Annotated in this window: 10 protein-coding genes; 1 reads left to right on the forward strand and 9 read right to left on the reverse strand. The window is 37.8% G+C overall.

The window, feature by feature from the left end:
* Nucleotides 1–2: 2 nt before the first annotated feature.
* A complete protein-coding gene (locus tag EUBREC_RS16460; RefSeq protein ID WP_012744410.1) occupies nucleotides 3–1,046 on the reverse strand; it encodes a sensor histidine kinase in 1,044 nt (347 codons plus the stop codon).
* Between the two features lie 181 nt (nucleotides 1,047–1,227).
* Here EUBREC_RS16460 and EUBREC_RS16465 point away from each other — a divergent pair, with 181 nt between their 5' ends.
* A complete protein-coding gene (locus tag EUBREC_RS16465; RefSeq protein WP_012744412.1) occupies nucleotides 1,228–2,178 on the forward strand; it encodes an alpha/beta fold hydrolase in 951 nt (316 codons plus the stop codon).
* 64 nt (nucleotides 2,179–2,242) lie between these two features.
* On the opposite strand, the gene rsmG is transcribed toward EUBREC_RS16465, so the two are convergent.
* From rsmG to rpmH, 8 genes are all read right to left on the reverse strand, one after another.
* The gene (gene rsmG, locus EUBREC_RS16470; RefSeq protein ID WP_012744413.1) at nucleotides 2,243–2,956 is read right to left on the reverse strand and encodes a 16S rRNA (guanine(527)-N(7))-methyltransferase RsmG; all 714 of its coding nucleotides are present in this window, start codon (nucleotides 2,954–2,956) and stop codon (nucleotides 2,243–2,245) included.
* A 16-nt stretch (nucleotides 2,957–2,972) separates the two neighbouring features.
* On the reverse strand, nucleotides 2,973–4,913 hold the full coding sequence (gene mnmG, locus EUBREC_RS16475) for a tRNA uridine-5-carboxymethylaminomethyl(34) synthesis enzyme MnmG (RefSeq protein ID WP_012744414.1): 1,941 nt from the start codon (nucleotides 4,911–4,913) through the stop codon (nucleotides 2,973–2,975).
* 6 nt (nucleotides 4,914–4,919) lie between these two features.
* Nucleotides 4,920–6,296, reverse strand: coding sequence for a tRNA uridine-5-carboxymethylaminomethyl(34) synthesis GTPase MnmE (gene mnmE / locus EUBREC_RS16480; protein ID WP_012744415.1), 1,377 nt, complete (start codon nucleotides 6,294–6,296; stop codon nucleotides 4,920–4,922).
* A gap of 83 nt (nucleotides 6,297–6,379) precedes the next feature.
* Nucleotides 6,380–7,006 carry an RNA-binding cell elongation regulator Jag/EloR gene (gene jag, locus EUBREC_RS16485; RefSeq protein ID WP_012744416.1) on the reverse strand — a complete coding sequence of 209 codons (627 nt, stop codon included), beginning with the start codon at nucleotides 7,004–7,006 and terminating at the stop codon, nucleotides 6,380–6,382.
* A gap of 12 nt (nucleotides 7,007–7,018) precedes the next feature.
* Nucleotides 7,019–8,335 (reverse strand): YidC/Oxa1 family membrane protein insertase, encoded by a 1,317-nt coding sequence (locus tag EUBREC_RS16490; protein WP_041254370.1) that lies wholly within the window; start codon nucleotides 8,333–8,335, stop codon nucleotides 7,019–7,021.
* Between the two features lie 17 nt (nucleotides 8,336–8,352).
* Nucleotides 8,353–8,562: a membrane protein insertion efficiency factor YidD gene (gene yidD, locus EUBREC_RS16495; RefSeq protein WP_041254763.1), complete on the reverse strand. Its 210-nt coding sequence runs from the start codon at nucleotides 8,560–8,562 to the stop codon at nucleotides 8,353–8,355.
* A gap of 26 nt (nucleotides 8,563–8,588) precedes the next feature.
* A complete protein-coding gene (gene rnpA, locus EUBREC_RS16500) occupies nucleotides 8,589–8,936 on the reverse strand; it encodes a ribonuclease P protein component (protein WP_012744419.1) in 348 nt (115 codons plus the stop codon).
* Nucleotides 8,937–8,994: 58 nt separating this feature from the next.
* The gene (gene rpmH / locus EUBREC_RS16505; protein ID WP_012744420.1) at nucleotides 8,995–9,129 is read right to left on the reverse strand and encodes a 50S ribosomal protein L34; all 135 of its coding nucleotides are present in this window, start codon (nucleotides 9,127–9,129) and stop codon (nucleotides 8,995–8,997) included.
* Between the last annotated feature and the right edge of the window lie 437 nt (nucleotides 9,130–9,566).

A 9,566-nucleotide genomic window follows, 5' to 3' on the forward strand; every position in this document is an offset into this window, starting at 1 on the left:
ATTTAATCCTCCTTATTTACAGGTATAATTACCCTAACTATACAGCCCTCACCAGGTTTTGATGAAATAGATATTTTACCGGAAAGAAGATAAATTCTTTCCTTCATCATAGACAATCCAAATCCTGAATTATCTTCTCTTGTAAACTCAGGAATAGCAGATGTGTCAAAACCATCTCCGTCATCCTTTATCGTCAAAGTAAGTGATTTTGGTTCATACTTTAATGAAACATTAATTTCTTTGGCATGACCATGCTTGATAGAATTACTGCAAGCCTCCTGAATGACCCTGAGTAAGGTTAGTGACACAAGACTGTCTACCATATACTCATCACCTGATGTCTTGAAATTGCATCTTATATTATTTGAATTGCGAAGCTTATCAAGCGCACGCTCAACAGTAATATTAAATCCAATATCATCAAATGACATAGGTCTTAAATTATAAATCATATTTCGAAGCTCATTGATAATATCCTTCAGTATCTTTCCCTGAGACGTGAGCTCAAGCCGGCACCTGATAGGGTCAACATCCATAAGTTTAAGACAAAGCTCTGTCTTGTGAGTGAGTGATGTCAGACTCTGTACAGTAGAATCGTGCAAATCACGAGCGATACGCTGTCTCTCACTCTCAACAGTCTGTAAAATCACCCTCTTAAAAGCATCACTATCCTCTTCGTTGATAACATCAGATATGGCCTCTGAAATTTCTACTTCATTAGTTGTCTCATCAGAATTATACACTCTGATAACACTGTTGATTTCATCAATCTTGCAATCAACATCAGATATCTGTTTGTGTAAAGACTTTATCTGAGGCTCAATCAGCTTCTGTTCTTCCTTAAGTTCCTTAACTTTACTCTTATTATATGAATTGATTTCACGTGGAGTAAAAGCCTCAAAGCTTTCATCGGATTTTCCTTCAAGCATCTGGATAATCTTGATATTTTCTTTAAAATGATTCTCAGCGGCAGTAAGCTTTTCTATAAGCGCATACTTGCTGTCATAAAATTCATCTCTTGTTTTCTCTAAATATTTTTTAACCATAATCACCGAACTTTTGTTTGTATAATTAATTTATCTACGATATAATTATATATCATTTTTACTATATTTAAAAGCAATTATAAAAAATAATTGTATAAAACTTCTTTTTTGTTATAATATAGTTATAAGAATACAAAATCAATATATCAAATTTTTCAGATAAAAACAAGGAGGTTATAACATGAAAAAAAGTACAAAAAATCTGCTTTTTCTCACATCTGCAGTGATTGCCGGAATGCATATATACAACAGAGTTGTAGACTCTAATGCCGAAAGGAAAAATGCACTCAAAGTAGACAATGGCCACTACTACAAATGGAAAGAAGGAAATATCTTTTATACAAAAACCGGCACCGGTAAGCCAATACTTTTAATACACGACACCGACTCCGGAGCATCCGGTGAAGAATGGGCTAAAGTAGCTAAAAAGCTTGCAAAGAACAATACCATATACACAATTGATTTACTTGGATGTGGCCGCTCGGACAAGCCTTCCATCCAATATACAAGCTACATGTATGTACAGATTATCACAGCCTTTGTAGATGACGTAATCGGAAAGCCTGTTAACGTAGCTGCAACCAATCTTTCAACAGCTCCTGTAATCATGGCAAATGCTCTGTCAAAGGATTTATTTAATAAAATCATACTTATAAACCCTGTATCATTGCAACAGCTTAAATGCATACCTGACAAGAGCACCAAATTTAAGCAGAACATAATTAATCTACCAATCGTAGGTACATTTATATACAATAAGCTTATGAGCCCTATCAAGGTAGATTTACTCTTCAGAAATAAATTTATTTCAAGAAGCCAGCTCATATCAGATAATATGAAGGATGCATACTATGAGTCCGCACATAAAGGGCAAAGCCGCGGCAAATATCTTTACTCTAGCATTTTATCAAACTACATTAATACTAATATCGCGCCCGCTCTCAAGAACCTGGACAAAGATGTATCAATTATAGCTTCAACAGGAATAAAAAATAATATGGATGTTATCAACAATTACCATAAGCTAAACAGTAAATGCGACATCATCCATATTGCAAATGCAAAGCTTTATCCTCAGTTAGAGTTACCGGAGAAGACAGCTTCAATTATTAAAAAAATTGTTACTAACTAATTCTATACTTTAATCTAAAATAAGGCACCGCCTATAACTATTCTTCAACAATTATAACGGTTTTTTACAATGGTTTCTTTGAAGGCAGTCCGGCTTTTCTCGGATACTTGTTGCTCGTATTCATAACCTTATCAATTATGACAAAAGAGCGATGATTATCCGAGTAGCCAAACTGCTCTATTTTATTCAGCTTTCCTCCCAACAGATAAATGGCCGACTTTGCATCTGCCACCTCGCTCTCGCACTCACCTGATTTATATGACACAAAGCAGCCTCCCATTTTCACAAACGGCAGACAGTATTCTGAAAGAGTAGATAGATTTGCAACTGCTCTCGATACACAAATATCATAAGCTGCCCTGTGTTCCTTATCTCTGGCAAAATCCTCTGCCCTGCCATGGACTGCTTCAATATCCTTAAGCTCAAGCGCTTCAATAACTTCATTTAAAAATCCAACTCTCTTATTAAGTGAATCTAATAAAGTAATCTTAAGCTGAGGAAAAGCTATCTTAAGAGGAATACCGGGAAAACCAGCTCCGGTTCCGACATCAATGATGTTTTTTTCCGCGTTTAAATCTAATGTGTGGCATAAAAACAAGCTATCAAGGAAGTGTTTCTCTATTACCTCGTCGAAATCTGTGATGGCAGTAAGGTTCATAACCTTGTTTTTTTCGATAAGCATGTCATAATATAGCTCAAATTGCTCTAATTGTGAATTATTTAATGTACATTTAATTTTTGATAATTCATCAGTGAAGTGTGTGAAATCATATTTCATATTTTATTCTCCATTATTATTGTTCAACGCTTGTATTATCTGGGTTTAATCTAGAAAATAAATCAGGATTTGAGTATTTTAATTGTTCCAGAAATACCAGTAAAACCGATATATCAGCCGGTGTGACACCTGAAATTCTGGATGCCTGACCTATACTAAGCGGCTGAAATTCATTCAGCTTCTGCTGTGCTTCAATTCTCAGACCCGAAATAGTATTATAATCAAAATCAGTAGGTAACAGTTTTTTCTCAAGCTTCTTAAAATGAGAGACCTGCTTGATCTGTCTTGAAATATACCCTGCGTACTTAATAAGAATATTAATCTGTTCTCTTGTGTCATCCGATAACTTAGGTCTGTCGGGATCTATCGGAGCAAGCTTGTCATAATCCAGCTCAGGTCTTCTGATAAGCTCCTCAAGTGTGGTTCCGTTGCTTAGCTCTATACTGTTGTATTTCTTCAAAATCTCCTGTACATCAGCCCTTGCACCGATATTTACATGCGACACTCTCTCTATTTCTTTGTCAATAAGCTCTTTCTTTTTACATACATAGTCATATCTTTCCTTTGAAATCAGGCCAACCTCGTATCCCTTCTCGGTGAGGCGCAAATCTGCATTGTCCTGTCTTAAAAGGAGACGATATTCCGCTCTTGAAGTCATCATGCGGTAAGGTTCTCTATTTTTCTTAGTGACCAGATCATCTATCAACACACCTATGTACGCTTCTGACCTGTCAAGTATCAATGGCTTTTTGCCAAGTATCTTCATTGCTGCATTAATGCCGGCGATAAGTCCCTGACAGGCTGCCTCCTCATATCCGGACGAACCGTTGAACTGTCCACCACTGAACAGACCATGTATTTTCTTAAACTCGAGCGATGCATATAGCTGGTTTGCATTGATACAGTCGTACTCTATGGCATAAGCGTCTCTTACTATCTTCACATTTTCAAGTCCCGGAAGGGTGCGGTACATCTCATACTGCACATCCTCAGGCATAGAAGATGACATTCCTCCGACATACATCTCGTTTGTATTAAGTCCCTCCGGCTCAATAAATATCTGATGTCTTTCCTTTTCAGCAAACTTAACCACCTTATCCTCTATTGAAGGACAATACCTAGGACCTGTTCCCTCTATGATACCTGCATAAATCGGCGAACGGTCTAGATTGTTTCTGATAATCTCATGGGTCTTACTATTCGTATATGTAAGCCAGCATGAAACCTGATCAATCTGCACACTTTCAGGATCAGTTGTAAATGAAAACGGCACTACCCTATCGTCACCGAACTGCTCCTCCATCTTGGAAAAATCAAGACTTCTCTTATCTACACGCGCTGGAGTTCCTGTTTTGAATCTGCGCATCTCAATTCCATGATCTATGAGCGACTGAGTCAAATGGTTGGCTGCCAAAAGTCCATTCGGACCTGTATGAGTGATCATCTCGCCGGTTAAGCACCTGGCTCTTAAATATGTACCGGTACACAGCACAATCGCCTTACAATGATATAAAGCTCCCGAAGTAGTTTTTGCACCGACTATATTATTATTCTCATCGGTAACAATCTCAGAAACCTCACCCTGTCTTATGGTCAGATGGTCGGTATTTTGAAGGGTTTTTCTCATTTCCATACTATATTCCGCTTTATCTGCCTGCGCGCGGAGAGAATGAACAGCAGGCCCCTTCGATTTATTTAGCATCTTTGACTGGATAAAGGTCTTGTCAATGTTTTTTCCCATCTCGCCGCCAAGTGCATCAATCTCCCTGACGAGATGCCCCTTCGAGCTTCCACCGATATTCGGATTACACGGCATGAGCGCTATACTGTCCACGCTTACCGTGAAAACAATAGTCTCAAGTCCAAGCCTGGCACACGCAAGTGCTGCCTCACATCCCGCATGTCCTGCACCAACTACAACAACATCATAATTTTCTTCAACAAACTTACTGCACATAACTGCCTACTTTCCCATACAAAATTTACTGAATATCTCATCCATCAGATCATCCTCAACCGATTCTCCTATTATGAGTCCAAGCGACTCATACGCACTCATCAAATCAATCGAATAAAAATCCTCCGGCATATCATCATCAATACTGTTCATAACAAGCTTAAGACTTTCCTTAGCATCTGACAATAGTTTTTTATGCCTGATATTTGTGATATAAATCTCATCATTGAATGAGACCTCTCCATCAAAAAACATTTCCTTTATTGTATCAGAAAGCTCATCTATTCCCGAGCTTTCCTTTGCAGAAACCGAAATAACCGTTTTATCCACAAGCTTTTTTATATCATCTGCCGACACCTTTGAAGCCAGATCCGACTTATTTAGTAAAATGACAGCCTTTTTATCCTTAATAAAATTGATAATATCATAATCATTATCATCAAGTGCCACTGACGAATCAACCACATATATGATTAAATCAGCTCCATTGGCATGCTCCATTGCCTTTTTCACACCAATTTTTTCAACAACATCCTCAGTGCTTCTAATACCTGCAGTATCAACGAGATTTAAGGTTATTCCACCAATATTAATCTGCTCCTCAAGCACATCTCTCGTGGTTCCGGCTATATCCGTGACAATTGCCCTGTCAGTTCCGACAAGCACATTTAAAAGAGATGACTTTCCGGCATTTGGCTTTCCAATGATGACTGTATTTATTCCTTCCTTCAGAATCCTGCCATTATCTGAGGTTTTTAACAGACCATCTATCTCCATATACTCGTTATCCACAATTGCACGTAGTTTTTGTGGATAACCATCCAGGGAAATGTGTTCAGGGTCGTCAAGTGCCGACTCAATAAAAGCAATCTCATGCAAAAGCTGCTCTCTTATCTGCCTGATGCTTCCGAGCACGGCTCCGCCTAGCTGGCTTAAAGAGCTTTTGAGCGCAAAATCATTTTTTGAATTTATTACATCTATAACAGATTCTGCCTGGGATAAATCAATCCTGCCGTTTAAAAATGCCCTTTTAGTAAACTCTCCGGGCTCTGCCGGTCTTGCTCCGTTTTTGATTACCGCTTCAAGCACTCTCTTCATAACATACACACCACCGTGGCAGTCTATCTCCACAGTGTCCTCCCTGGTGTATGTATTTGGAGCCTTCATCAAAAGCACCATAACCTCATCTATTTTCTCATCGCCGTCATATATAAAACCATAATGAATGGTATGTGACTGACAGGCGCTTATTTTCTTTTTATTATTCTTGCTTTTATAAATCCTATCTATTACCGAAAGTGCATCATCTCCGCTTATCCTGATAATTCCGATTCCTGACGGAGACATAGCTGTGGCAATAGCCGCTATTGTATCATTTTGCATATGAAATTCCTCAAAAATTCTAAGATAATATATATTCAAAAAGGATACCTGAAACCAGATACCCTTTTAATGATTTATATCTATTATTTCTTAAGTGTCACAACAACGTGTCTGTAAGGCTCATCACCCTCGCTGTGTGTTTCAACAAATCTATCATTCTGAAGTGCAGAATGAATCACTCTTCTCTCAAAAGGATTCATCGGCTCAAGAGAAACAGGTCTCTTTGTACGCTTAACCTTGAATGAAATATTCTTGGCAAGATTCTCAAGTGTCTCTCTTCTTCTCTTTCTGTAATCCTCAGTATCAATCTTTACTCTGTAGTAATTCTCAGACTGCTTATTGATAGCAAGATTTGTAAGGTACTGGAGTGAATCGAGAGTCTGACCTCTCTTGCCGATTAAAACGCCCATCTCAGGACCGTTAAGCTCAACATCAACATTTCTGTTGTCCTCATCCACTTTGATATCAATAGTAACCTCAAGCTTCATTGCCTTAAACACACTGTCAAGGAATTCGCGAATCTCATCCTCAACACTTGCCTCGGCCTTTTTAACCTTGATGACAGCATCACGGCTGCCAATTCCAAGAAAACCATTGCTTCCCTTATCAATTACCTCATACTCGAGCTTATCGCTTGTTGTTCCAAGTTTAATAGATGCCTCTGTCAAAGCATCGTCAATTGTTTTTGCAGATACTTCAATGTATTCCACTATTTTCTCCCCCTATTTGCGTGAATTGCGTTCATTAAACTCTTTAACCATATTAGCCTTTGAAGCAAGTGAGCCTGCCTTTGCATTAGCCTTGTACTCAGCGGCCTTTGCAAGCTTCTCCTCTGTGCCTGCTGATACAGATACGTTTGCCTTATTGTCAATTGACTTTGTCTTAATCTGAGCTGCCTTCTTTATATAATCCTCAGACAGTCCCATTTTTTCTCTCTTCTTCTTTGCCTTTTCCTCGTTCTTTGCCATAACAGCCTCAAGATCAAGATTCTCTATATGTCTGTTGACGAAGAACTGCTGGATACCTCTTACAAGTGCAGAGCAGATCCAGTAAATACCAAGACCTACAGGAACTGTAAAGCAGATAACAAATGACATAAGTGGCATCATAAGATTCATCATCTTCATCTGGCTTGCCATCTGATCATTGCCATTTGTAGCCTGTGGCATAAGCTTGATATTGATCATCTGTGTCAGATATGACAGTACAGGAATAAGCAGTGCAAGTATTACAAAAAGTAACCACTTATCAGGCTTGTCCGTAAAGTTGCTCTTTATGATATACCAAGGTGTATCTGAGATATTCAGTCCCAAAAAGTAGTTGAAATGAAGTAACGCATCGTGCGTCTTCTCAACTGCGCTCTGGATACCATCAAAAAACTTACCGTCCATAAGAGCATCCCAGCCCTTTGAAGGAAGCTTATAAAGGATATCAATGATAAAATTGTTTAAAGTATCACCACTTGCATCAGCAAGCTTTGAAGCCGCATTTGAAGCGTTAAGACCGCTTGATGTAACAACATTATACTTCTCCATCAATTGTACAAGTTTATCTGAATAATTATCTACACCTTTAATTTGATCAACAAGCCCTGTAAAAGAGCCCTTAACTCCGCTCAGATAAGCAGGAATATTGTAGAACACACGGTACAGTGCAAACAGAATAGGCATCTGTATAAGCATCTGCACACAGCTTCCCATCGGAGAAATACCGTACTTCTGATACAAAAGCTGTGTTTCCTCCTGCATGGCCATCATTGAAGCCTGATCCTTTTTATTTTTATATTTAGCCTGGATAGCCTGCATCTCAGGCTGCATTTTCTGTGATAGCTTAGAAAACTTCTGCTGCTTAATAGTCAGTGGCAACAGACACATGTAGATTATAATCGTAATAATTACAATACTTAGTACAACGCTCTCAACTCTTCCACCTGTAATATTAGATATACCACTGTATATCCAATCCATCAGGATACCGAGAAGCTTGGCAATTGGTCCAAGAATAGAGCCTGGATATGCGGTTAATAAAATGTCCGACATAAAAACCTCCATTGCTGCTATGGAACCGGATCATACCCACCCTTTGAAAAAGGATTACATCTCAATATCCTCCATGCCGCAAGCAGACCCCCCTTTATGGCACCGTACTTTTGCACAGCCTGCAAACCATACTCCGAACAGGTCGGACAATATGGGCATTTCGTTGATTTCATCGGGGAAATATACTTCCTATAAAATTTAATCAAAAATATTAAGATACTTTTCAAAACGATTCCATCTTCTTTTTCATTATTCAAATATTTTGTTTCTTAATAATCCTGTGAAGACCTCCAAGATGTAAAACAGCACTTTCTATTTCCTTATAACCCACATGCCGCGCTGCAACTCTTGCGATGACTACGATGTCCAAACCACTATCGAACATGTCCTCATGTAGTCTGTAGCTCTCTCTCACGAGACGAGTAATATGATGTCTAATAACACTATTTCCAACTTTTTTGCTAACTGATATACCTATACGATTATTTTCTGTGTTATTTTTCAGAACATACATAACGAGGTATCTGTTAGCAAACGATACACCGTTATTATACACATTCTGAAAATCCTTGTTTTTTTTCAACGAATCTGAAAATTTCATTTGACGCTGTCCTTCTAAAAACAATCAAAAATGAAGAAAAGACCACAAAAATTGTGGCCTATGCTGATAATTTTTTTCTTCCTTTTAATCTTCTGGCTGCGATTACTTTTCTTCCGCCAGCAGTTTTCATTCTCTGTCTGAATCCATGAACTTTTGCTCTCTGTCTCTTCTTAGGTTGGAATGTCATCTTCATATATATCCACCTCCTTTACGTTAAAAAACATCGGTATAATTATAACAAAAATTCCTGTTGTGTCAAGGATTTTCTCAATTTTCTTTAAATTTCTACATATGTTTTTTTATCGGTTTATATTCCACAATAAAAATGTGGAAAACGAGTTTCTTCTATATATATAATAATTCTTGATAACCGTCTATAATTTGATATAAACCACCTATTGTAACCAACATATTGTGGAAAGTTATCAAGATATCAAAAAGTTATCCACAATATGTGAATAACATGTTGGTAACTTTGTATAATTGTGGTTGAAAAATGTTAATAAAGCATTTTTGTAAATCTTTTTACATTGCCTAAATGCCAAAAATAGTGTACTATATAGTATGTATGGGATTGTGGAGAACATTCCCCTAATATACTCTTTATATGTTAAATAATGGAGAACTTTG

Source organism: Agathobacter rectalis ATCC 33656, assembly GCF_000020605.1.
In the GTDB taxonomy this organism is placed as follows: domain Bacteria; phylum Bacillota; class Clostridia; order Lachnospirales; family Lachnospiraceae; genus Roseburia; species Roseburia rectalis.

What these genes read in the sequence shown, in the direction of transcription:
- EUBREC_RS16460 (WP_012744410.1), bottom strand. Translation starts at nt 1,046, where the DNA reads ATGGTTAAAAAATATTTAGAGAAAACAAGAGATGAATTTTATGACAGC.
- EUBREC_RS16465 (WP_012744412.1), top strand. Translation starts at nt 1,228, where the DNA reads ATGAAAAAAAGTACAAAAAATCTGCTTTTTCTCACATCTGCAGTGATT.
- rsmG (WP_012744413.1), bottom strand. Translation starts at nt 2,956, where the DNA reads ATGAAATATGATTTCACACACTTCACTGATGAATTATCAAAAATTAAA.
- mnmG (WP_012744414.1), bottom strand. Translation starts at nt 4,913, where the DNA reads ATGTGCAGTAAGTTTGTTGAAGAAAATTATGATGTTGTTGTAGTTGGT.
- mnmE (WP_012744415.1), bottom strand. Translation starts at nt 6,296, where the DNA reads ATGCAAAATGATACAATAGCGGCTATTGCCACAGCTATGTCTCCGTCA.
- EUBREC_RS16490 (WP_041254370.1), bottom strand. Translation starts at nt 8,335, where the DNA reads ATGTCGGACATTTTATTAACCGCATATCCAGGCTCTATTCTTGGACCA.
- rnpA (WP_012744419.1), bottom strand. Translation starts at nt 8,936, where the DNA reads ATGAAATTTTCAGATTCGTTGAAAAAAAACAAGGATTTTCAGAATGTG.
- rpmH (WP_012744420.1), bottom strand. Translation starts at nt 9,129, where the DNA reads ATGAAGATGACATTCCAACCTAAGAAGAGACAGAGAGCAAAAGTTCAT.